Below are 22,961 nucleotides of genomic sequence, written 5' to 3' on the forward strand. Positions count from 1 at the left end.
CTGTTGAAATAGTAATCTATCGTATATAGAATGCAAAGAGATAGATTTAATTTAGACGGGAGAGAAGCAAGCATGTAAGAAACATAAAAAAGAGCCAGCCTCAACGATGAGACTGACTCTTTTTTACTAACTAGTTTAATACTTTAACTGTAACTGTTTTACGTCCCCAGTTACTAGATGTACCTTTATCAGGCATTAAAACGTCGATTTTATTTCCTTTAATAGCTCCACCAGTATCACCAGCGATTGCTACTCCGTAACCTTCAACCCATACTTTTGAACCTAATGGAATGACACTTGGGTCAACTGCAATTAGTTTCATGTTTGGGTTAGCTGTTAAGTTATGACCCATAGCTGATTTTACTTGGTCGCCTGCTTTATAACCATTTTCAAGTGGATCTGCTGTGTAAGCTGTTGCTACAACGCGTAGTTCACGAGAAGATGATGGTGCACTTGTTTCAGTTTCTTTTGCAACAGGTTGTTGTGTAGCAGGTTTTTGAGATTTAGCCGCTTCACGAGCTTTAGTTGCCTCTTGAGCTTTAGCTGCTTCACGAGCTTCAGCCGCTTCTTGAGCCTTAGCTGCTTCACGAGCTTTAGCTGCCTCTTGAGCTTTAGCCGCTGCTTGAGCTTCAGCTGCTTCTTGAGCTTTAGCTGCTTCACGAGCTTTAGCTGCTTCTTGAGCTTTAACTTCTGCTTGAGCTTCAGCTGCTGCCTGAGCCTTAGCTTCTGCTTGAGCTTTAGCTGCTTCACGAGCTTTAGCTGCTTCTTGAGCCTTAGCTTCTGCTTGAGCTTCAGCTGCTTCACGAGCTTTAGTTGCTTCCTCCGCCTTAGCTTGCGTTTCAGCTACTTCACGAGCTTTAGTTGCTTCCACTGCTTTAGCTGTATTTTGAACTTTCGTTGCTTTTTCAACTTTAACTGCTGGTTGAACTTTAACTGGAGCTTTACCTGTTAAATAAGGAACATGAACATAAGCTGTTTTTCCGTTATATTCAAATTGGATCCAATCATTTTCAACTTGGTGTGTTGTTTCAATTACATCATCTTGTTTTAATTTACCAAGAATTTCTGAGTCTGTGTTTGCACCAGCACGTACGTTTAATACGTTTGCTGTTACGTAGTAAGTGTCTTTTGTATAGTCAGCGCTAATGAAAGCTTCTTTACCGCTGTTTAATTTCACTTTTGACCATCCGTTTTCTGTATGTAAAACGTTAACTTTATATCCATCTAATAATTTTCCTACAACTTTTGATTCAGTAGTTGGGTTTTCTCGTACATTTAGTACATCAGTCGTTACGATTGTTTCTGCTTTAGCAGATGTTGTGAAAATCCCAAGACCAAAAACCGCTGCTGTTGCTATACCCATAAATTTTTTCATAATAGCCTCCATTGCATTTGTTTTCGTTGACCTCATTATAGCAACCATTATTTTCTTATTTGCGAAAAACATAGAATTACAAAGCTTTCGTAACGAGTCATTAATATTCTGTAATAATTCCAGTAATATCCTAAAAGCGCTTTCTTTTAGTTTATAGGGGAGGTTAGAGCATCTAATACATAAAAAGGGGAGTATTTCAATTTCTAATAGGTTAATATTATTTCGTTAGTGTTACATAATTATTTCGTAATCATTACAAAAACGATGTTTTTTTCTATTGAAACAGGAAAGTAGTTATGTAAAAATAACTATTTTAGTTGTGGAGAAATAGAAATGGGGTGAAATTTAATGGAATATCGCTATAATTGTTACAAAATAAGTCGAGGTATGGAAAAAATTACGCCTTGATTTTAGTCTTTCACATATTATTTTTGCAATAATAGGATTCTATAATAGCTTTAGTAGGTTGAAATAGTTACAGGTATGTATAACGTGAAACATATATAATAGAAGAAACACGATTTAATAGATAAATAAAAAAACGTAGGAGTGTAAATTCCTACGTTTTTGTTTATTCATATCGTAAACATTCAATTGGATCCAGTTTGGCAGCTTTGTTAGCTGGTAGTAGACCGAATATAATACCGATTAACATGGAGATACCTACTGCAAGAAGTCCAAGTTCTTTTGAGACAACGAGTGGCCATCCGGCAAAGATGGAGACGATCCAAGCGAAGAAGATACCGAGCATGAATCCGATGAAACCACCGAGACCTGTTAAAATACAAGATTCAATTAAGAATTGTGTTAATACTTTACCACGCGTTGCACCAAGTGCTTTACGAATACCAATTTCACGTGTACGTTCTGTTACAGATACAAGCATGATATTCATTACACCAATACCACCAACTAGTAAGGAGATAGCAGCAATACCACCGAATACCATTTTCATCATACCGATTGATTCGTCTAATTGCTTCGTAAATTCACCTAAGTCTTGTGCTTTGAATTTATTTTCAAATTTAGGAGCTTTCATTTCGTTTAAAACGGAAACGGCTTGTTTTTCTACACTTTTACGTTCTGTTGGTGAGGTCATTGTTAATTTTACAGAGTCATACTCAGTTACTCCTGAAATGACAGGGACATTTTCAAGTGACGTATAGCCTTCAGACATAGGCATTCCAAAGTCATTTTTCGTTTCGTACACACCGACTACCTTATAGGGCTTTCCTTTTATATCAGTGTATAAATTTGATTCCCAACCATTAAATAATTTATTGAAAGCTTCTTCATTTAATATAACAGCAGGAATTGCTTGTTTTAATTCGCTTTCGTTTAATTCGCGACCGTGAACTAATTTTATTTTCGAATCTGTCATGAAGTCGCCTGTTCCACCTTTTAAATCAAGAGAGACATCTTTTGAACCAGAAGCTGCTTTTACTTTCATACTTACATCTGGATACACATCCTTAACGCCTGGAACAGTTTGAAGACGTTTTAGCATATCAGCTGTAATTTTGGCAATATCTGTTCCGTAGTCAGAGTTGTCGTAGTAAATCGTTATTTCATTATCTTTTCCTTGGCCTAATTCTTCTTTAAACTTTGCATTCGTACCATCACCCATTGAAATGATAGTAATGATAGCGCTAATACCGATAATAATACCTAACATCGTTAAGATAGAACGCATTTTATGAGCAAAGATAGAGGAAAGGGCCATGCGTATATTTTCACTCGTGTTCAAAATTAACCTCTCCAATCTTGGACGATATTTCCGTCACGAATTACAATTTGGCGTGCTGCTGCTTCCCCAATTTCACGATCGTGGGTAATCATAATGATTGTTGAGCCTTGTTTGTTTAATTCGTAAAAGAGGTCCATAATTTGTGTACTCGTTTTCGTATCAAGTGCCCCCGTCGGTTCATCGGCTAAAATGAATTTTGGATTATTTACGATTGCACGTGCGACTGCGACACGCTGTTTTTGTCCACCTGATAATTCGTTCGGTAAGTGAGTAGCACGATCAGCTAAACCTACTTTTGTTAAAGCGGCTAATGAGCGCTCACGTCTTTCTTTTTTATCAACTCCAGCGTAAATAAGAGGTAGCTCTACATTTTGAAGTGCTGTAAGTCTCGGTAATAACATGAAGTTTTGGAATACGAATCCAATCTCTTTATTACGAACGCGTGCAAGTTCTGTTTCAGACATGTTTGAAATGTTTTGACCAGCTAGTTCATACGCACCTGTCGTCGGTTTATCTAAGCAACCGATAATGTTCATTAATGTTGATTTACCAGAACCAGATGGTCCCATAATAGAAGTAAATTCTCCCTGGTTCAGTGTTACGTCAATGCCGTGCAATATTTGAACGGATTCTGCACCATTTTGGAAAGATTTCGTGATGCCTTTTAAGTTAATCATTCAACGACAACCTCCATACCATCTTTTAAGTCTTTTTCAGGTTTAGAGATAATTTGTTCTCCTTTTTTCACTCCAGAAACTTTTGCTTCGCTATCAGTCTCGAATTCAACAGTAACTGCTTGTTCTTTCGCTTTACCGTCTTTTACAATGAAGACAACATTTTTGTCACCTTTTTTCACGATGCTGCTTTTCGGAACAATTGTCCCAGTTGCTTCGCCAGATTTACTTGTTACGTATACGTGGAAGCCGTTTTGTAATTCTTCACTATTATCTAACGTGACAGTGAATTGATAGTTAGAAACAGTTTTATTTTCATCCATGCTCTTTAATGGTGTAGAACCGATTTCTGTTACTTTTCCTGTCCAAGTCTTACCAGCGACCGTTTTTGAGGAAACAGTTACTTCTTGCCCAACTTTCATACTAGCAAGCTCATATTCAGAAAGTTGACCTTTTACTTTAAATGGACCAGCGTGACGAAGTGTAATGCCGCTCATACCTGTTTTTTCATCAGCCGTTTTTACGATATCATCAATTACGCCATCGGCAGGACTCGTTACAGAAAGTGTGTTTACTTTCTCTTTTGCTGCTTTAATCATCTCATCAGCTTTTTCAACTTCAAACTTCTTCATTTCAAGTTGTGATTCTAATTGCTGTACTTCAATTTCTGATGCTTTTAATGCTTCAGCAGGAAGGCCTGCATTTTTATCTTTTTGTAATTTTTGTTTCGCTGCATCAATTTGCTTTTGGAACAATGTTACTTCTTTTTGTGCGATTTTCTTTTGCATTTCTGCTTCCGTTACACCTTGTTTCGCAGTAGGGTCATTATATTTAAAAAGGAGTTGCCCTTTTTTCACTTCATCACCTTTTTTTACAGCTAATTCATACGTACCTTTTGTTGGATCGAATGAAATTGTTTCGATGCCGTTTGGAATGACTTCTCCGCCAAATTTTTGCGCGTTTTCAATTTGTTTTTCTGTTACTTTATATCCGCTATATGCCATTGCTACTTCTGAACCACCGCCACCAGCAAATGCAAAATATGATCCAGCTGCAATACCGATTGCTACTACACTAGTAATTAACACTTTATTTTTCTTCTTCATCTATTTATCACCTTTTCGTTCGTTTTAGTATCTACATTCAGTATAGAAGAGGTGAAGAATCTGACAAATCGTTTTAGCTTACAATAACCTTACAGTTTTGTAAGGTATGAATATGTAAATGTAAGGTAGAGCTTGTCCTAGTGTAAGCAAATGAATTGACTCGTTGTTTCTTTCTAACAATAATATTGTATGAAAGAGAGGAGGAGGCAAGATGGAAGCTTATTTTAGTGCGCATCCATTAAAACCATTTATTCCATACTCAAGGCAACACGTCCTTATATTACTTATTATGTTGGTAGGAATATTTTTTCTGTATCAATACCAAGATGTATTACGGCAAAGTGAGTGGAATATAACGGTTCGATATGCGATTGCATTTCTATTTATAGGAAGTGAAATTGGACTTCATATGTGGGAGTGGAAAGCGGGGATATTTGAGCTAGGCACTTCATTACCATTTGAGTTATGTACGATTAGTTTATTGTTAGCATCGATTATGATTGTAACGAAAAGTTACCGCATATATGAGATTGTATTTTTCACAGGAATTATTGGTGCATCACAAGCTATGTTAACGCCGAACTTGCAATATGCCTTTCCGCATTTTCGTTTCATTGAATATTTTATCGCACATATATTGCTCATTTGGGCACCACTCTTTATGACTTGGGTGGAAGGGTATCGTCCGACATTACAATCTATTAGACGCACGATGATATTTTTAAATATATTGATTCCAATTGTTTCGTTTGTAAATTACAAAACGGGCGGTAATTATATGTTTTTAGCTCGTAAGCCAGAAACTGCGTCATTACTCGATATGTTAGGGCCGCATCCTTACTATATTATTTCATTAGAACTCGCAGCGCTTATTGGATGTTTTATTTTATATATGCCATTTGCGAAAAGAGAAAAACAGTTACACAAAGAATCGTTAGGATCATAACCTAGCGATTTTTTATGCGTTGAATATTTACAATTCAGAAAATTAAGAATAAAATCAGAAGGTAAATTATATAAAGAGAGAAGGGAAAACGTGGTCAAAAAAGTTTTTCTGAATGGGATGGAAGTGACGGTTCAATTTATTATTTCGATTTTGGGCATTATTTGTCTAGGGGCATTGCCGAAATTATTTTACGGATTTGAATTGCATGCATCACAGTACATACAGAGTTTAAAGGAAGTGTTTGTGAATTTAATGGATATTTCCAATTTGCAATATGTGAGAGGTAAATTTTTATTTCCGCAGTTGTTCGTCCATTATAAAGAAACGATTATTATTTTTTTGGCTGCTTTTTTCATTTCATTATTTGTAGCATTTTGTATTGTTTATGTCATTATGAGTAGTTCACCGCGTATACAACATCGCATTAAATCATTTCTTATCTTCCTGGAATCCATTCCAGACATTCTTCTTATTTTAGTATCACAAATTTTAGTTGTATGGTTTTTTAAGCAAACAGGTTTTTTACCTTTTCAAATTGCATCAATTGGAGGCGAGTCGATTAGAGGATTGCCAATATTTTGTTTGAGTATACCGACTACGATTCTGTTTGTAAAAATGTTAGTGCTTCGTTTTGAAAATGAACTAGAAAAAGATTATGTACTATTTGCTAAGGCGAAAGGGTTGAATCGTTTTCATATTTTAAATCGTCATGTTTTACGAAATGTGTTGCTTAGTACACTTTTCTTTGCGAAAACGAATATCTTTTTTATGTTATCTAATTTATATATTATAGAATGGATTTTTAATACGGGTGGTATTTTTATGTTTTTGAAATCGTACGAAGGTATTAGGATTGAGGTTTTCATCGTTAGTGTGTTACTTATTTATATTCCGATTTTTATTTTGTTTAAATTGTTTCATTACCTCATTCCAGCTGCGATGAAGGAGAGGCTATAATATGTGGACGTATATAAAATGCGATAAAAGATTTTGGATAAGCATTGGGTTTCTTCTCATATTAGTTCTTTTGAGCATCGGAAATACGATATGGAATGATGGACATATTAGACAAGTTACATTGCAATATGATGCAGATGAAAATCCAGAAGTTCCACCGTTTTTACCTTCATTCCAATTTTTACTTGGGACAGACCGGAAAGGATACGACCTGTTACATTTAGTCATTGAAGGCGCAAAGTGGACGATTGGTATATCTATTTTAATTGCGGCACTTAGAATGGTAATAGGTGTGTTTTTCGGTGTTGTGCTTGGAACATATGTAAAAAGAGGTTTTTCGAAAATCGAGGCTTTTTTTGATAGTTTTACAGTTATTCCAACAGTTATGATTGCGTATTTCTTTCTTCACTTTGCAAATACATTTGGGAGTGGAGAGGAAACAACAACTTTTTTTGAAAGGGCTACGTTTCAAGTTTTATTACTTGTAATGCTTGTAATGCCAGTTATTGCATTGTATGTTGCGAAGGAAGTTCGCAAATTGAGAACCGAAGAATTTATTGAAGCTGCGTGCATATTAGGTGGATCGAGCAGGCACATTGTTATAAAACATATTTTTCCGCATCTCTATATGACGTTTATACTTGTATTTTTCCAGCAGTTTACGCAAACTCTTACTATTTTACTGCACTTAGGGTTGCTGGAAATATTCTTTGGCGGAACGGTTAAGTTTTTAGGACCGATAGAAGAAATAGAATCATACACACATGAATGGTCAGGCTTAATTGGAGTCTATTTTAGATCATTAACAGTGAATCCGTGGATTCCGCTCGTTCCCATTACATTTTTTGGACTTACTATTTTTTCAGGAAATATGATTGTAAAAAGTATAGAAGAGGCGATGATGAAAGTAAGGTTAGGAGGAGTGATAAAGAAGGACGTTGCAGAAGAGGAACAATGTGCTGTGCAGTCAAAAGAAGAGTTATTTACTTTTAAACATACGATGTGAAGAGCCTAGGAAACTAGGTTCTTTTATTTTGTTATATTACAATATCGTAAGGGAGATGTAATGAAAATCGATAGGGGAGAAATGCAATTTCGTATACACTTCATGTATTGAGAAATGCGAGAGTGGGTGAAGGTATACGATGGATTTTTTAGAAGTATCAAAACGTAGTATAAAACGAAATATGAAAGATTATTTTCTATACTTTATTTCATTAGTAGGCAGCATTATTATTTATTTTACATTCGTATCGATTAAACGAAATGAAAGTGTAGTAGCTCTTTTAAAAGAGTCGGATAAAGTGGAAACGACATTTACGTTTGCACAAATATTGTTGATTATCTTTTTAACGATATTTATTTTTTATTGTAATAGCTTCTTTTTGCGAAAGAAGAAAAAAGAAATTGCACTATACAGTTTATTAGGTATCCGTAAAGAAGAAATTGCGAAGTTACTTTTTTATGAAACGTTATTAGTTGGTGCTGCGGCAAGTGTGTTAGGTATTCTTGCTGGTTTATTTATAGCGAATATGTGCGCGGGGCTTCTTGTGAAGCTAATGGGAAGTGCGTTTACGTTCACATTTACGATTTCATTTTTATCTATAGTAGAAGTTCTTATAACGATAGGAGCAATTTTCTTTATTGCATCATGGAAAAGTAAAAAGTTAATTTATGAGCATCGTTTAGTTGAATTACTATATGGTGAAAATCAGAAAGAAGAGGCACCTACGTATGCAAGTAAGAAGGCAAAACGAGCGATTGTTTTATTAATTACAGGTTATATTATTACGCTACTTACACAGATCTTTGGGTTCGGAGCAATTTTTATTACAGGTTTACTGATTTTTGGTTGTATTGTAAAAGGTACGTTTTTACTATTTGAGCAATATACAGTGAAATCACTCCATAAAATAAAGGGAGATAAAACGAAATATTGGAATGGAACGAACATTTTATCCATTTCTTCATTGTTCTTCAGAATAAAAGGAAACGTAAAGATGCTCGCGCTATTATCTTTATTAAGTGCGGTAACACTTTGCACAATTGGTATAAGTTCTAGTATGTATTATGGAGCGCAGAAAACGGCGGCATTAATGAACCCAGTTAGTTATGGGTATGTAACAACTGGAAAGGAATTAGATAAGAAGGTTAGAGAAGAAATTCAAAAACATGAGTTAGGAATCAAAAATGAAACGTCTGTGGCTATGCTCTCTATGAAAGGGAAGATAGATGGAGAACACATATTAACTGGGTATTTAATAGGTAATGGCAATGTGCAAATGATAAAAGTGACAGATTATAATAAAGTAGCTTCTATGTTAGGGAAGAAACAAGTTATTCTCGGTTCGGAAAAGGAAGTTATTTTATTAGATCCATATAAATCATATAATATCGAAAAGAATTCGCTTGAAGGAAACAACGTATCCTTTGAAGGGCTGAAGGATAATATTACAATCGTTGACCATCGAGAGGAAACAGTTGTGAGTGCGAAACTTGCACCGGTTGGACTTGTTGTTCAAGATTCGCTATTTAATAAGTTACAGCAAGGACATGCTGTTTCTACAGTTAGCGGATTTATCGTTGAAGGAAATGGTAATGTAGAGGTAACGAAAAATCTAGCGAATATCCTTTCCAAAGAAGCGAAATTCCAATCATTTGAAGAGGCGAGCCAATCTGAATTGCAAGATGGTGCAGTGTTATTATTTGCTAGTGTATTTTTAGGGATTGTCTTTATTCTTGCAACAGGTTGTATTTTATACTTTAAACAAATAACAGAAGCGATGGCAGAGCGACCAGCATATGCAATGTTAAAGAAAATTGGACTAACGAAAAAGGAAGCAACAGAGTCTGTAAGAAAGCAAGTAGGTGCAATATTCTTAGTACCATTACTCCTTGCGATTTGTCATACATTTTTTGCATTTTTAAGTTTGATGGGCTTTACAGGCATGTTTGAATATAGCCTTCCTTTATTAGGCAGTATAGGGGTTTATATCATCATTTACTTTGGTTACTATACGTTAACGGTCCGTTCGTACACAAATACAGTATGTAGCGATAGAAAATAAAAAAGAAGCAAGCATGGATTTCATGCTTGCTTCTTTTTATTTTGTAGAAACTTCACCTTCAGCTTCTGTTTGCGGAATATAGTATCCGATTATACCACCGATGATTGCTGGAATAATCCAGCCGATTCCTAAGTTATAAAAAGGAATGGTGTGTACGATGTTAGCGATAAAGTTTGGTATCATTTCCACATTATCAAGTGCGTGAATACAGCTAATAATGAATGCTGCGATCATTGCTCCGATGTAGACAGAAGGTTTACGTTTCGTATATTTATCAATAAATGATACGAAAATTAAAATGATTGTAATTGGATACAAAATGATTAATACAGGTAATGTAATTTTAATTAATAAACTTAATCCTAAGTTTGAAATAACGAAGCTAAAAATACAAACGTATAGTACGAGTTTCTTATATGAAACATTTGTTAATACTGTTGCGAAATAGTTGGCGAATGCACTTACAACACCAATTGCTGTCGTTAAACAAGCGAAGATAATGGCGATACTTAATAAAACATTACCGCTTGTCCCAAAGAATTGATACATAACGGTAGCTAATAGTTGACCACCGTTTTCGAATTGTCCTAGATTACCGTTTGAAGCGCCGATATAACCGAGTAGGAAATAAACAATTGTTAAGAATAGAGCTGCGATACTTCCGCAAATAATTGTATATTTTGCAATCGATTTCTTCTCTTGTATACCGTTTTGGCGAATTGCATTTACAACAATTGTTGATAATACGAGTGCTCCAATTGCATCTAACGTTAAAAATCCTTCAAGAAAACCTTTGAAAAATGGAATTTCTTTATAGTCACCAACAGGTTCTGCAAACGTTCCTGGTGAAAGAATCGCTTTTGTTGCCATAATGGCAATAATTCCAAGTAAAATTGGCGTTAATATTTTTCCAATATGATCTACTAATTTTGATGGATTTAATGATAAGAAGTAAACGACTGTAAAGAAAATCGCGCTAAAAATTAACATAGAATACCATTGATCTGGGAAAAGTGGTGCAATCCCAATTTCGTAAGATACAGATCCAGTTCGTGGAATAACAAATAGTGGGCCGATTGAAAGATAAATAATGATAGCGAATATTGCTGCGAATTTTGGGTGAACACGGCTTGCTAAAGTGTTAAAACTACCACCGGCAAGGGCAACAGCGACGATAGCTAGTAAAGATAAACCGACGTCTGTAATAATAAATCCTGTAATGGAAATCCACATATTTTCTCCGGAAGAAAGACCGAGAAGCGGCGGGAAAATCATATTACCAGCACCGAAGAAAACTGCGAATAGTAATAAACTAATCGAAAGTATTTGCGCTGGTTTTAAAGTTGTACGCATATAAAGAAAATCCTCCTAATGAGTGTTTTTGTCGAAAATTCAAATAATTTGTCGAGTAACTGTTACTATTTTAAAGGTCTGATGACTAGAAAGCAATAGGGAATTTTGAAAATATTAAAAAATAATGCATTAAATCGAATAAATATACTATTTATATGTTTAATAGGAAGGATTTAACTTTAAGCGTAAAAAAACACATATCGCTAGGATACGTGTGTTAAAAATAAATTTTTCGATCACGTTCTTCTTTTAAAATTTCGACAGCTTCTCGGAAACGTTGTGAATGAACAATTTCTCGTTCACGTAAAAAGCGCAAGCTATCATTTATGTCGGGATCGTCTGATTGATTAATAAGCCATTGATATGTGGCACGTGCTTTTTCTTCAGCGGCAATATCCTCGTATAAGTCAGCAATTGGATCACCTTTAGCTTGTATATAGGTTGCAGTAAATGGAACACCAGCCGCGTTATGGTAATGAAGTGCGCTGTCATGGTCGACGTAATGAGGATCAAGACCAGCTGCCTTCATCTGTTCAGGAGTCGCATCTTTTGTTAGTTTATAAACCATCGTAGCAATCATTTCAAGATGCGCAAATTCTTCTGTACCAATATCGGTAAGGAGGCCAATGACTTTATCAGGAATTGTATAACGCTGATTTAAGTAACGTAGTGCAGCAGCTAACTCTCCATCTGCACCGCCATATTGTTCAATCAATAATTTTGCAAGTGCTGGATTGCAAGTTCCTACTTTAACAGGGTATTGTAATTTTTTTTCATAAATCCACATAGTTTCTCTCCTTTATATTTGCCATGGCCAAGGACCTTTGCTCCATTCCCAAGGGGCATTAGAATAGCTATTTCCATACTGTTGAAGTGGTCCATATTTTTCTTCCATCTGTTGTTTTAGTACTCTTCGTTTATAGGAAAAGTCATTAAATTGATTAATAGCTGCTGTATCGTCTGGGTGGGTATCTAAGTAAAGCGTTAGTTCGACTAGTACAAAGTCTAATTCTTGGAGATTCTCTAAAAGTCGATAATATTCTTCTGGTAGTGGCTGGTTCACGTCAGTAGTCACCGCCCTTTTTTATAAGGATTTTCGTAATAGTCATAAAAAACTGGCCATAAAGTCCCTTTTTGTAGCGCTTCTTTCGGTGAGAATTGTGGTAAATTTGGCGGTTGAAAACCTAAATATAAATTAGGAGGGGTAGAGTAATATTTTTTACCAATAGGAGGACAAGGGTCTTGAGGACTATGATATGGCACATATGATTTCATGTATTTATCCATTAATAAACCTCCCTATATTCTTCATCACTACGTATTGTATTCAGACATAATAGGCATTTATGACACATATAAAAAGGTAATAGGTACAGGGGGAATGAATGTGGAGCAATGTATTGTATTGGAAGTGAAGAATTTAAAGGAAACTTTGTATTTTTATGAAGGGATTTTAGGAATTAAACCTAGTTTAGAAAGACCGCAATTAGATACAACAGGGGTTTGGTATGATTCTGATTCAAAGAGAATTAGTTTTGTCATGAATCGCATGTTAGGTGGACGGGAAAAAAGTGTCACAGATTCATGTGAGGATTTAACATTTACAATTTCTAACATAGAGAAATTGAAAAAGAAGCTAGCGTTTTATGAAATTTTATATACAGAAAATGAATGTGCGAGGAGTATTGTAGTACAAGACCCAGATGGATATAAACTTCAAGTGGTAGAGAAGGGTGAATAAACGGAGGGGATTTGGTGGAGAGAAATTATGAAGAAAGTGCGTTGTTTGAGCATCAATTTTGGCTAAAGGTGCTTAGTGATCATGCGCAATTTTTACTTGATGCGTTAGCTCCAAAGGAAAAAGAAGATATAAAAAAAGCTACTTATTTTGTTGAAACATTTACGAATCTGTTAAATAAAGTTCGTAATGTCGATCTTATTGTATTTTCAAAAGAGGCAGAACAAGCCGCTAAGGAGATTCGGACGTTTAAATTAAATATTATACAGAAACAGTTGGAAGGGAAAATTACAATTCATTTTACGCCAACTTTTATTAATCATATGGTAAATGAAGTAGAGGAGTATATAACAGTGTTAGAATTTTTAAAGAAGGGAGAAATTCCACCTGTTTTTCATGAACTGCATTATCATCTCGTTTGGTTAACAGATGCAGCTGGTCATGCAGGCTCTATTTCTGGTGGGTTAGATCTTGTTGAAAAAAGGTTGAAAGAGAAAAGCGAAGAATTCGAGAAACACTTTGAACAATTTTATTTGAAGGCAGTTGAAATGACGGGTTATTTAAGAACAGAGCTTCATCATTTTCCTGCATTAAAGAAGTTTACAAAAGATGTTTCACTTGAACTAAAATTATTTTCACATTTTTTACATGAAGTTGAAGAATTGGAGTTATCAAATGAAATATTAAGTGCATTATCAGCGAGAATGGCAGATCATATGGCAAGAGAGGAATGTTATTATTTATTAAAATTAGCTCAATCATCTGGACTTGAAATGCCGAAATGTAATCCGCTTTAAAGAAAAAGAGGTCAATTTTATTTGGCCTCTTTTTCTGTTTTATTGTCTCTTTTTATTTTTGCTTGTTCAATACTTGCCTGTAATGTCTCCATAATATTGATGATGTTTGGAGCAGGAGAGATGGTTTCCGTTTTCTCCTGTTCTTCAATTTTATTTTCGATTAATTCGGTAAGAGCTTCTTTATATTCATCTGTATATAACTCTTGTTCGAAAGGGTTTGTAAGATGGTGGATTAAATTAATTGCTGCGGTGAGTTCTTGTTTTTGAATCGGATAATTTTCGTTACTTGGTAAGTTAGGTGTATTTGTTATATCGCGAATTTCATTAGGATAGTGAATAGTTTGCAACATAAGCCCATCTTCAAAGTTACGGATAATAGCTAAATGTTGTTTTTTTCTAATGGAAATATGGATAAGACCAAGTTTATTCGTACGTTCAAGAGCTTCTTTTAATAATAGATACGATTTTTCGTGTCCTGGAGTAGGGCCTATAAAATAAGAGCGGTCATAGAGAACAGAATCAATTTCGTTATTTTGGATAAAAGATATAATACGAATAGATCGTGGTTCGTGAGCTTTTTGCAACGCAGCTAATTCTTTTTCATCCATAATAATGTACTTATGAGGGGCGTATTCATAGGCTTTTACAATATCTTTATCTTCAATTTCTTCATCCGTACAATTAGGAGCAAATTTTTTATATTTAATAGGTGTTAAGCATTCTTTATGAAGACTTAAAAATTTTATATCGTTTTCTTCTACGGCGCTATATAGTTTAATTCCTATATTTAATAGTCCAAGTGAAAGTGCACCTTTCCAGACGGTATGCAAATGAAGCCTCTCCTTTCATTCAAAAATGATTATGTATATTATGAGATAGTAAGAAATTTCCTATACGTTTTTTGTTTTTACGGAAGGGATTGGGATATGAAATATATTGACAAGCCCTCTGAAATATTTTAATGTGAGTGTATAAAATTGTGTATAAAGGGGAGTAACTTATTACAATAAAGTCGTCATTACAGGGAGAAACCCTCGGCTTTATTGGCAACGTTTCGTTGTTAGTGAGACCTTTACCAGCAATGGTAAAGGCCCCTTATTGTCTTTTTTAGGACCCTTACCATATTTGGTAGGGTCCTTTTCGTATACAAAGAGAGGAGAAATAAAAATGAAAAAACTTATTAGTAGATTAAGAGTTGTATTTCATGTTCGCCGATTTGTTCCATTCCTATTTGACTTTTTTACTTCAAAAGAGGTTTCAATAAAGAAGAAAATTTTATCTGTTGCTTTTTTAGTTGGGTATGTTGCGATGCCACTTGATTTAATTCCAGACTTCCTGCCGTTTATCGGTATTTTAGATGATATTGGAATTGTGTTATTCATTTTGAACCGAATTGTAAAGATGGCGCCAGTTCAATTACAAGAAAAGCATAACGTAAACGTAGGATAGGAGTTAAAAATATGGAGCAAATTATTTTAGATATTATCGAGTTTTTAAAGCAGTTTTCTTATTTTGGAGTTGTGTTAGCATTAACGTTTGAATTTATTCCAGCAGAAGTCGTTTTGCCTATGGTTGGGTATTGGGTATACGAGGGAGATATGAATTTCTGGTTAGCTGTATTAGCTGGGACACTTGGCGGAACGACAGGGCCGTTAACGTTATATGCACTCGGTTATTATGGGGGTCGTCCTCTATTAATAAAATACGGGAAATACTTCTTTATTAAAGAAGAGCAAATTCAAAAAGCAGATGATTTCTTTGAGAAATATGGACCAGTTGTAGCATTTGTTGGACGTTTTGTACCGGGAGTTCGAACGCTTATCTCTGTTCCGTGTGGTATTGCGAAAATGAACATATGGAAATTTAGCATATATACATTTGTAGCAATGTTCCCGTTAACGACTTTATATGTCTATTTTGGGATGAAATTAGGACCGCATTGGGAGAAGGCCGCAGATGTTGTTGGACAATATATGTTACCGATATTAGCGGTCGTAATTATTGTTGTAGGTGGTATATTAATCTATAAATTTATGAAAAAAAGAAATAGAACGGAATCTATCTAGTCATGCGTACAGGAGTTGTCTTATTTTTTGAAAATAGATGAATAGTACAGGCAAAAGACTCTGAAGGACATACACATATAGGGAATAAAAAAAGAGAGAGGGGAAACAACTATGTCTTGTGAGTGCTCAGGGGCTGCATTAACTTGTTGTCCAGATAAAAATTATGTACAAGATAAAGTGTGTAGTCCGTGGTCTGCTACTGTAGTTGCAACAGCAATCGATAATGTTCTTTATACAAATAATATTAACCAAAACGTAGTTGGTACTGGTTTTGTTAAATATGATGTTGGACCAGGCCCAATTACGGTAGAGGTGCTTGATTCTGCTGGTACTGTACTAGATACACAAACATTAAATCCAGGAACGAGTATCGGGTTTACGTATCGTCGTTTTGATATTATACAAGTTGTGTTACCTGCAACACCTGCTGGAACGTATCAGGGAGAATTTTGTATTACAACACGTTATCCACTTTCATAGCAGAATAGGAGAGGATCAAAATGGGAATGAGAAGTTCCAGTTTGTCTTGTTGTTCTAATAAAACGCTTGTACAAGATCAAGTATGTACAGACTGGTCTATTACAGGTGCCGGTACTCAAAATGTAGAAGCATGGCCGATGTGTTAAAAAAAGAAGGAAATGTTAAAAATTAAGATTGTCTAATAGGCTTAAACCTTAACTTATTATTCATGTTATAGAAAAGATTATATGTGAATAAACAGGGGAAAAGAATGACCAGACTCTTTTAGACAAAAGGTGGTTGTATACAATAGTACGAGGAATGTTGGACTTAACTTATAATTAACTGTATATTTACAAAAATCTAATAAAATTCATTTGTTATTTAAACTGCATTAATATGTTTTAGATAAAATAGCCCTTGTAATGAATCGATTATTATGAGGAGGATTCACGTGGAAAGAACTGTTTTACGAAAAGTAAAAGGCCTTATTGGATTATTAATGGTTTTTGTATTAGCGTTCGTATCATTTCCGTGGAGTACATCAGTCAAAGCGGAAGAGAAGAAGCAAGAAAAGGCACCAAGTGAGAAGAAGATCGTTTTTCCAGTCGTAAGTGATGTACATATTAAAAATAGTGGAACGGATGATACGTTTCGCTGGAAACGAGCAATCGAGCAACTTAATACACTTGCACCTAAACAAGATGCCTTCGTAATTGTGGGAGACTTTACTGATTCAGGGTCGGTACAACAATATGATCGTTTCATGCAAGTGTATAATGAAAATGCAAATAAAGATGCCGTGCGAATGAATTCTCTTGGTAACCATGATTATTGGAATGGTTTATCTGTAGAGGGTGCGCAGAAGCGTTTCTTAGAAAAAACAGGTATGAAATCAATTTATTATCATAATGTGGTAAAGGGTTATCACTTCCTTGTTATGTCTCCAGAGGACGGGACAACTCATGGATATTATTCAGACAAGCAAATTAATTGGTTAAAAGAAGAGATGGCAAAGGCGCAAAAAGATGATCCGGAAAAACCGATTTTCGTATTTTTACATCAACATATTAAAGATACAGTATACGGTAGCCAAGAGTGGGGAACGAAAGATAGTGCGAAAATTAATGAGGTATTAAAACAATACCCACAGGTTATTACGTTTTCAGGGCATTCGCATTATCCGTTAGATGATCCAAGATCGATTCATCAAAAAGACTTTACATCAATTGGTACATCTTCTGTAAGTTATATGGAAGTGGAAGGTGGGAAAGTACAAGGAAATATCCCACCAGGAGCAAGCACATTAAGTCAAGGTTTATTAGTAGAAGTGGATGATAAAGAAGTAACGATTAATCGTCGCGATTTCCATACGAATTCTTGGACAGGCGAACCGTGGAAAATTCAGTTGCCATCAAAGAAAGAAACTTTTACACATGTAGAAAATCGTGATAAAGAAAAGCCATCTTTTTCGGCAGATGCGAAGTTATCAGTATCAAATGTAACAGAAAATGCAGCAACAGTAACATTCATGCAAGCGTTGGACAACCTTCTTGTTCATTCTTATCGTGTACAAGCTAAAGATAAGCAAACAGGTGAAATAAAGAATAAATTGTTGGCATTCTCAGAGTTTTATCGTGATCCAGTGCCGAAAGAGCTGACATTTACACTTGCAGGTTTAGATGGCGGGAAAACGTATACACTTGAAGTTGTTGCGATTGATTCATTTGGCAATGAGAGTGTACAGCCGTTAACAGCAGAAGTTACTACGAAAAAAGATAATATTGATCCGAATGTAAAAGTACCAAAGGCAGATGTTTTTGATGTGAATTTTTTAGATGGTACATTTAAAGATAACTCATCGTTTGGAACGAAAGGCGATGTAAAAGGGAATGTATCTATTGCATACGATAAAGCTTTAAAAACAAATGTAATGAAATTGAATGGACAAGCCAATACATTTGGATACCTTCCGTTTTCAGCAGCACAAAAAGAAAAAGTAGCAAATACGTTTACGTTAGAAACTGTATTTTCAATGAATCAAATTCGTGGACAAGGTATTTTACAAAATACAGAGAGCGGCGGAATTGGCTTTGAATCTACAGGAAGTGGAAATGTTGAATTGTGGGCTCATATTGGTGGCAGTTATAAACGTGTTGGAGTTCAATTAGAAGCAAATAAAACGTATCACTTAACAGGAACGTATAACGGAAGTGAAGTAGCTATTTATGTCGATGGTAAAAAAGTAAATAGCCAGCCAGCTAAAGGGAAAGTGTCTCATCCGAACGTACCATTTGCATTTGGAGCTGACCCTGATAGCAACGGGAATGGTGGTATTCCGTTGAACGGACAAATTGCGCTTGCGAGATTATATAGTAAAGCGTTAAGTTCTTCAGAAGTATTAGCGGCGTACAATGAGTTTTCTAACCGTACAAAGTTAGAGCAAGTGAACGCGTTATATGAAGAGCTTGGAAAAGTGAAAGAAGTGTTAGCTGGTACGTATGAGTTTGGTGACAAGCCAGGTCAATATTCAAAAGAAGCATTTCAAGAATTAGAGAAAAGCTATAACATAGCAAAGCAAGCATTTGAAAATGTAGGGAGTACGGGAGAGCAAATCGTTCAAACGTATAATGAATTAAAAACAGCTAATGTAACATTTGTACAATCTAAAGTAGTAGAGCAACCGAAAACACCGAAAGAAAAATTACAAATTAATATTGAATCTGCAAAAGTAGTAGTGAAAAAAGCGCAAGCTGCAAATGTAACGGACGGTTCAGTGAAAGCACTGAGTCAAAAAATTACAGTGGCAGAAGCTGTAGTGAAAGATATAAAAGTAAAAGATGCACAAGTAGAAACGATGAATCGTACGATGGAATATGCAATTTCACTCGTTGAAAAAAGCATAAACAAATAAGAGAGAAGAACAAGAAGCTTATCATGATAGGCTTCTTTTTTGTTATACTAAAAGTAGCATAGAATGAAGGAGCGAATAATTTGGAAGAGAAAAAGCTAAAAAGAATTCTTGAATATGTATGGATCGCGGTTGTGCTCCTTGTAGGATATTATTTCTTAAAAGAAAAAAGTATATGGGTTCTATTTTTAATGACGTTTTTATTAGCGGGTTTAGGCACGTTATTTATTAACTTCTTCTTTGATAGTTTAAATGCATGGAAGAAGAAAAAGAAGGGAACGAAGTAAAGGAGGGAATATATGCAAAAGTGGAGGCTCATATATCAGGTGATTATTTTCTTAGTGCTTGTAGGTATTGGCGTTTTTAAATATTCTACACCAATAGGAAATTGGGCATCGTTTACAGCTTGCATCGGCATATTTTTCATTTTACAATCGTTAACGAAAAAATATAATAGTACAGAACGATAGCTCGCCACTAAAACGGCGAGCTATTTTGTTATGCTTTTTTCTCTTCATCATTTGTTTTTTCAGTAGCTAAATGACTATGTTTTCTAGAGTAGAAGAAATAGAAACATAAGCCGACTATAAGCCAAGCTATAAAGCTAATCCATGTCGTTTTAGATAAATTAGCCATCAAATATAAACAGCAAAGAATCGCGACAACTGGTAATACAGGGACGAAAGGTGTACGGAATCCGCGTTTTAAGTCAGGATGTGTTTTTCGTAAAATAAGTACCGCGCAGCAAACGAATGTGAATGCTGTTAACGTACCGATGTTTACTAAATTCGCTAGTAAATGTAGGTCTAAAAGTCCTGCTAATAAAGCAGCAACAACACCAGTGATCCACGTGTTTAATAAAGGGATTTTCACTCTATTATTCACACGTGCTAGTGCTTTTGGAAGTAGACCATCGCGGCCCATCGCATAAGAAACGCGAACTTGTCCATACATAACGACTAAGAGAACGGTTGTCATTCCAGTCATCGCTCCAACAGCGAGTAGTCCAGCAATTGTATCTTCACCAACGAAATGTAAGGCAAACGCAACTGGATCAGAAACGTCTAATTGTGTATACGGAACCATACCTGTTAAAACGAAAGATACAATCATGTATAAAACAGTACAAATAAGAAGGGAACCGATAATGCCGATTGGTAAATCGCGCTGTGGTTTTTTCGTTTCTTCCGCAGCAGTTGCGATCGCATCAAAGCCTAAGAAGGCGAAGAATACAGTGGCAGCTCCAGTAATGATACCGTCGTATCCAAACGGAATGAACGGCGTCCAATTTTCAGGTTTTACATATTTTGCGCCTGCTACGATAAAGGCGATAATAACAGCTAACTTGATAAGAACCATAATATTATTAATGCGTGCGCTTTCGCGTATACCGAAACTTAAAAGTCCCGTAATGAGTAGTAAAATACAAACAGCTGGTAAATCGATAAGACCGCCTTTTCCTACGCCAGGGGCCGAGGCGATTATAGCGGGCAGATGGATGTTAAATCCTTGTAGTAAAGATTGTAAATAACCAGACCAACCGACAGCAACTGCCGCGACTGCAAGTAAATATTCGAGCATTAAACACCAGCCGACGATGAAGGCGACGACTTCTCCGACTGTCATATATGCGTAAGTATACACACTTCCTGAGACTGGAATAGAAGAAGCGAATTCGGCATAACAAAAGGCTACACAAGCACAAGTAAATGCAGCAATAAGAAATGATAGCATAATACCAGGACCAGAATGTTTCGCTGCGACAATACCTGTTAATACAAAGATCCCTGTCCCAATTACGGCGCCAATTCCTAAAAACGTTAAATCAAGTGCAGTTAATGTTCTATTTAACTGTCGTGGTGATTCAGTACTAAGCGCTTTTTTTCGTAATAATGACTTCACTTTGGACTCTCCCCCCGTTTTTTCATTTCCATAACTGCGAATATAGTAGGAGCCCACTAGAAAAGAGTATGTAAGTAAATAGAGGTACAGTTATGGTATATAGTTTTTAAAATTGCTGGATTAATCTTAATATAATTCAGAATATTTTGTCAAATAAAAATATGAAAAATAAAATGCGAATGAATAGGGGAAACTACTGGCAGGAATGGACGAGGGTTAATAATCTACTTGGATGGAGAACCCCACTGATTAAAGTTAAAGTAGGAGCAGATGCTATGTTATTTTATTTTGAACTTGTTGTCATTTTACTTTGTACGAAATTAGCTGGCGATATTAGCGTGAGACTCGGCCAGCCCTCTGTACTTGGTAAATTAATTGTCGGTATTATTATCGGTCCAGCGGTACTCGGTATTATTAATAGCTCTGAATTAATCGATGAACTGAGTGAGATTGGTGTTTTACTACTTATGTTTATGGCAGGGCTTGAAACCGATTTAGAAGAGTTAAATCGGAATTTGAAATCGTCATTTGCAGTAGCGGCTGGTGGAATTATTTTTCCTTTCGTCGGTGGTTATGTAACAGGATTGTTGTTTGGATTAATACAATCTCATGCAATTTTCTTAGGTTTATTACTTTGCGCAACATCCGTTAGTATTACGGTGCAAACGCTAAGGGATTTAGGGAAAATGAATACGAGAGAAAGTACGACGATTTTAGGGGCTGCTGTATTTGATGATGTCATCGTCGTTATTTTATTAGCGTTTGTTATGAGTTTTTTAGGAACGCAAGATGTGAATATAACACTTGTTATCGCAAAGAAAATTATTTTCTTCGTCAGCATTGTTTTTATCGCATGGAAAGTGGTTCCGTGGATTATGAAAATGCTTGTGCCACTTCGCGTAACAGAAGCGTTAATTAGTGCAGCTCTTATTATTTGTTTCTCTTTTTCGTATTACAGTGAAATGATGGGGATTGCAGGTATTATTGGCGCATTTGCAGCCGGAATTGCCATTTCTCAAACGGAGTATAAGCACGAAGTAGAACATAAAATTGAACCGATTGCGTATGCGATATTTGTACCGGTCTTCTTCGTAAGTATTGGAATGGAAATTACATTTCAAGGCATTGGAAGTCAGCTTTGGTTCATTATCATCATGACGCTTATTGCGATTTTTACAAAGTTAATCGGATCAGGTTTAGGAGCAAGACTAACAGGGTTCAACCTTCAATCTTCTATTAGTATTGGAGCGGGGATGGTATCGCGTGGTGAAGTAGCGCTTATCATCGCTGCAAATGGACTTACAGCAAATTTATTAGCGAAAGAAAATTTCACAGCGATTGTTATAGTTGTTATATTAACGACGATTATTACGCCGCCGCTTTTGAAGAAGTATTTTGTATAGAGAGGAAGGGCTTATCTCATGTAGGTAAGCTCTTTTTTTATTGGAAAAAAGCAATAGTCATATAGCGTGAATAGGTTGTAATTATGGTAAAATCTACGTATATGATAAGTCGAGGGGAGAAAATGTGTGAAGATTACGAAGGGGAAGGTTATCGGTGTAATCATACTTATTGCACTCTGTATACCATTTACTGTGTGGAAAGAGTCAAAAGTGAAAGACTTTCCTGTTTCTATTTTTTCTTCCTATGTAGAAGACGAAAACTTGAAAGACTATAAGTACACTGCTTTTGTACCTGACTTTGCAATTTGGATAGGTGGTTGGGAAAAACAGAAGTCTGAAGGTGAAATAACGTCATATAAAAAAGGGAATCGAACTGTAATTGTTCACCACCCACCTGGTAATGATGGTTTTTATTTATATGATATAAATGATATGAGAGAATATACGCAACCGTAAGAA

Annotated in this window: 24 protein-coding genes and 1 pseudogene; 15 read left to right on the forward strand and 10 right to left on the reverse strand. The window is 35.6% G+C overall.

What is annotated here, in order from left to right:
- Positions 1-130 precede the first annotated feature (130 nt).
- From entC to ACUXEY_RS17265, 4 genes are all read right to left on the reverse strand, one after another.
- Positions 131-1,498 (reverse strand): cell wall-binding protein EntC, encoded by a 1,368-nt coding sequence (gene entC / locus ACUXEY_RS17250; RefSeq protein WP_461301250.1) that lies wholly within the window; start codon positions 1,496-1,498, stop codon positions 131-133.
- A 448-nt stretch (positions 1,499-1,946) separates the two neighbouring features.
- The gene (locus tag ACUXEY_RS17255; RefSeq protein WP_461301251.1) at positions 1,947-3,098 is read right to left on the reverse strand and encodes an ABC transporter permease; all 1,152 of its coding nucleotides are present in this window, start codon (positions 3,096-3,098) and stop codon (positions 1,947-1,949) included.
- Positions 3,099-3,124: 26 nt separating this feature from the next.
- Positions 3,125-3,799 carry an ABC transporter ATP-binding protein gene (locus ACUXEY_RS17260; protein WP_000609098.1) on the reverse strand — a complete coding sequence of 225 codons (675 nt, stop codon included), beginning with the start codon at positions 3,797-3,799 and terminating at the stop codon, positions 3,125-3,127.
- Entirely contained in the window at positions 3,796-4,902 is a 1,107-nt protein-coding gene (locus ACUXEY_RS17265; protein ID WP_429600956.1) for an efflux RND transporter periplasmic adaptor subunit, read from the reverse strand. Before ACUXEY_RS17265 ends, ACUXEY_RS17260 begins: the two co-directional genes overlap by 4 nt.
- Positions 4,903-5,113: 211 nt before the next feature.
- Between ACUXEY_RS17265 and ACUXEY_RS17270 the strand changes: the two genes are divergently transcribed.
- The 4 genes from ACUXEY_RS17270 (at position 5,114) to ACUXEY_RS17285 (ending at position 9,873) form a co-directional block, all read left to right on the forward strand.
- A complete protein-coding gene (locus ACUXEY_RS17270; protein ID WP_461301206.1) occupies positions 5,114-5,848 on the forward strand; it encodes a YwaF family protein in 735 nt (244 codons plus the stop codon).
- Positions 5,849-5,938: 90 nt separating this feature from the next.
- Positions 5,939-6,805 carry an ABC transporter permease subunit gene (locus ACUXEY_RS17275; protein WP_461301207.1) on the forward strand — a complete coding sequence of 289 codons (867 nt, stop codon included), beginning with the start codon at positions 5,939-5,941 and terminating at the stop codon, positions 6,803-6,805.
- Position 6,806: 1 nt separating this feature from the next.
- Complete coding sequence (locus ACUXEY_RS17280) at positions 6,807-7,811, forward strand: ABC transporter permease (protein ID WP_461301208.1); 1,005 nt, start codon at positions 6,807-6,809, stop codon at positions 7,809-7,811.
- Positions 7,812-7,950: 139 nt separating this feature from the next.
- Positions 7,951-9,873: an FtsX-like permease family protein gene (locus ACUXEY_RS17285; protein WP_461301209.1), complete on the forward strand. Its 1,923-nt coding sequence runs from the start codon at positions 7,951-7,953 to the stop codon at positions 9,871-9,873.
- A gap of 36 nt (positions 9,874-9,909) precedes the next feature.
- Here ACUXEY_RS17285 and brnQ2 read toward each other — a convergent pair whose 3' ends face one another.
- From brnQ2 to ACUXEY_RS17305, 4 genes are all read right to left on the reverse strand, one after another.
- The gene (gene brnQ2 / locus ACUXEY_RS17290) at positions 9,910-11,226 is read right to left on the reverse strand and encodes a branched-chain amino acid transport system II carrier protein BrnQ2 (protein ID WP_098884296.1); all 1,317 of its coding nucleotides are present in this window, start codon (positions 11,224-11,226) and stop codon (positions 9,910-9,912) included.
- Positions 11,227-11,443: 217 nt separating this feature from the next.
- A complete protein-coding gene (gene cotJC, locus ACUXEY_RS17295; protein ID WP_000265278.1) occupies positions 11,444-12,013 on the reverse strand; it encodes a spore coat protein CotJC in 570 nt (189 codons plus the stop codon).
- A 12-nt stretch (positions 12,014-12,025) separates the two neighbouring features.
- Complete coding sequence (cotJB, locus tag ACUXEY_RS17300; RefSeq protein ID WP_001075543.1) at positions 12,026-12,289, reverse strand: spore coat protein CotJB; 264 nt, start codon at positions 12,287-12,289, stop codon at positions 12,026-12,028.
- A gap of 8 nt (positions 12,290-12,297) precedes the next feature.
- Positions 12,298-12,513: a spore coat associated protein CotJA gene (locus ACUXEY_RS17305; protein WP_000362188.1), complete on the reverse strand. Its 216-nt coding sequence runs from the start codon at positions 12,511-12,513 to the stop codon at positions 12,298-12,300.
- Positions 12,514-12,607: 94 nt separating this feature from the next.
- Here ACUXEY_RS17305 and ACUXEY_RS17310 point away from each other — a divergent pair, with 94 nt between their 5' ends.
- Together ACUXEY_RS17310 and ACUXEY_RS17315 are read left to right on the forward strand one after the other, a co-directional pair.
- The gene (locus tag ACUXEY_RS17310; RefSeq protein WP_166705151.1) at positions 12,608-12,967 is read left to right on the forward strand and encodes a VOC family protein; all 360 of its coding nucleotides are present in this window, start codon (positions 12,608-12,610) and stop codon (positions 12,965-12,967) included.
- Positions 12,968-12,981: 14 nt separating this feature from the next.
- On the forward strand, positions 12,982-13,761 hold the full coding sequence (locus ACUXEY_RS17315) for a DUF2935 domain-containing protein (RefSeq protein ID WP_429600950.1): 780 nt from the start codon (positions 12,982-12,984) through the stop codon (positions 13,759-13,761).
- A gap of 17 nt (positions 13,762-13,778) precedes the next feature.
- On the opposite strand, the gene ku is transcribed toward ACUXEY_RS17315, so the two are convergent.
- Positions 13,779-14,591, reverse strand: a complete 813-nt coding sequence (ku, locus tag ACUXEY_RS17320) for a non-homologous end joining protein Ku (protein ID WP_461301210.1) — start codon at positions 14,589-14,591, stop codon at positions 13,779-13,781.
- A 337-nt stretch (positions 14,592-14,928) separates the two neighbouring features.
- Between ku and ACUXEY_RS17325 the strand changes: the two genes are divergently transcribed.
- The 7 genes and pseudogenes from ACUXEY_RS17325 to ACUXEY_RS17355 all read left to right on the forward strand — a co-directional run bounded on the left by ACUXEY_RS17325 (position 14,929) and on the right by ACUXEY_RS17355 (position 19,667).
- Positions 14,929-15,210, forward strand: coding sequence for a YkvA family protein (locus ACUXEY_RS17325; protein WP_000733852.1), 282 nt, complete (start codon positions 14,929-14,931; stop codon positions 15,208-15,210).
- A gap of 11 nt (positions 15,211-15,221) precedes the next feature.
- Positions 15,222-15,827: a DedA family protein gene (locus ACUXEY_RS17330; protein ID WP_166705154.1), complete on the forward strand. Its 606-nt coding sequence runs from the start codon at positions 15,222-15,224 to the stop codon at positions 15,825-15,827.
- A gap of 111 nt (positions 15,828-15,938) precedes the next feature.
- Positions 15,939-16,307, forward strand: coding sequence for a DUF3992 domain-containing protein (locus ACUXEY_RS17335; protein ID WP_064470958.1), 369 nt, complete (start codon positions 15,939-15,941; stop codon positions 16,305-16,307).
- 20 nt (positions 16,308-16,327) lie between these two features.
- Positions 16,328-16,432, forward strand: a pseudogene (locus ACUXEY_RS17340) (S-Ena type endospore appendage); the annotation flags it as partial.
- A gap of 308 nt (positions 16,433-16,740) precedes the next feature.
- The gene (locus ACUXEY_RS17345; protein WP_461301211.1) at positions 16,741-19,200 is read left to right on the forward strand and encodes a LamG-like jellyroll fold domain-containing protein; all 2,460 of its coding nucleotides are present in this window, start codon (positions 16,741-16,743) and stop codon (positions 19,198-19,200) included.
- An 80-nt stretch (positions 19,201-19,280) separates the two neighbouring features.
- On the forward strand, positions 19,281-19,484 hold the full coding sequence (locus tag ACUXEY_RS17350; protein WP_000391504.1) for a hypothetical protein: 204 nt from the start codon (positions 19,281-19,283) through the stop codon (positions 19,482-19,484).
- Between the two features lie 12 nt (positions 19,485-19,496).
- Positions 19,497-19,667, forward strand: coding sequence for a hypothetical protein (locus tag ACUXEY_RS17355; RefSeq protein ID WP_166705157.1), 171 nt, complete (start codon positions 19,497-19,499; stop codon positions 19,665-19,667).
- Between the two features lie 28 nt (positions 19,668-19,695).
- On the opposite strand, the gene ACUXEY_RS17360 is transcribed toward ACUXEY_RS17355, so the two are convergent.
- Positions 19,696-21,099 carry an amino acid permease gene (locus tag ACUXEY_RS17360; RefSeq protein WP_461301212.1) on the reverse strand — a complete coding sequence of 468 codons (1,404 nt, stop codon included), beginning with the start codon at positions 21,097-21,099 and terminating at the stop codon, positions 19,696-19,698.
- A 179-nt stretch (positions 21,100-21,278) separates the two neighbouring features.
- Here ACUXEY_RS17360 and ACUXEY_RS17365 point away from each other — a divergent pair, with 179 nt between their 5' ends.
- Together ACUXEY_RS17365 and ACUXEY_RS17370 are read left to right on the forward strand one after the other, a co-directional pair.
- On the forward strand, positions 21,279-22,502 hold the full coding sequence (locus ACUXEY_RS17365) for a cation:proton antiporter (RefSeq protein ID WP_432207175.1): 1,224 nt from the start codon (positions 21,279-21,281) through the stop codon (positions 22,500-22,502).
- Between the two features lie 126 nt (positions 22,503-22,628).
- Positions 22,629-22,958: an outer surface protein gene (locus ACUXEY_RS17370; protein ID WP_429600944.1), complete on the forward strand. Its 330-nt coding sequence runs from the start codon at positions 22,629-22,631 to the stop codon at positions 22,956-22,958.
- Positions 22,959-22,961 lie beyond the last annotated feature (3 nt).

It is taken from the genome of Bacillus sp. F9_6S_D1_P_5 (assembly GCF_054823925.1).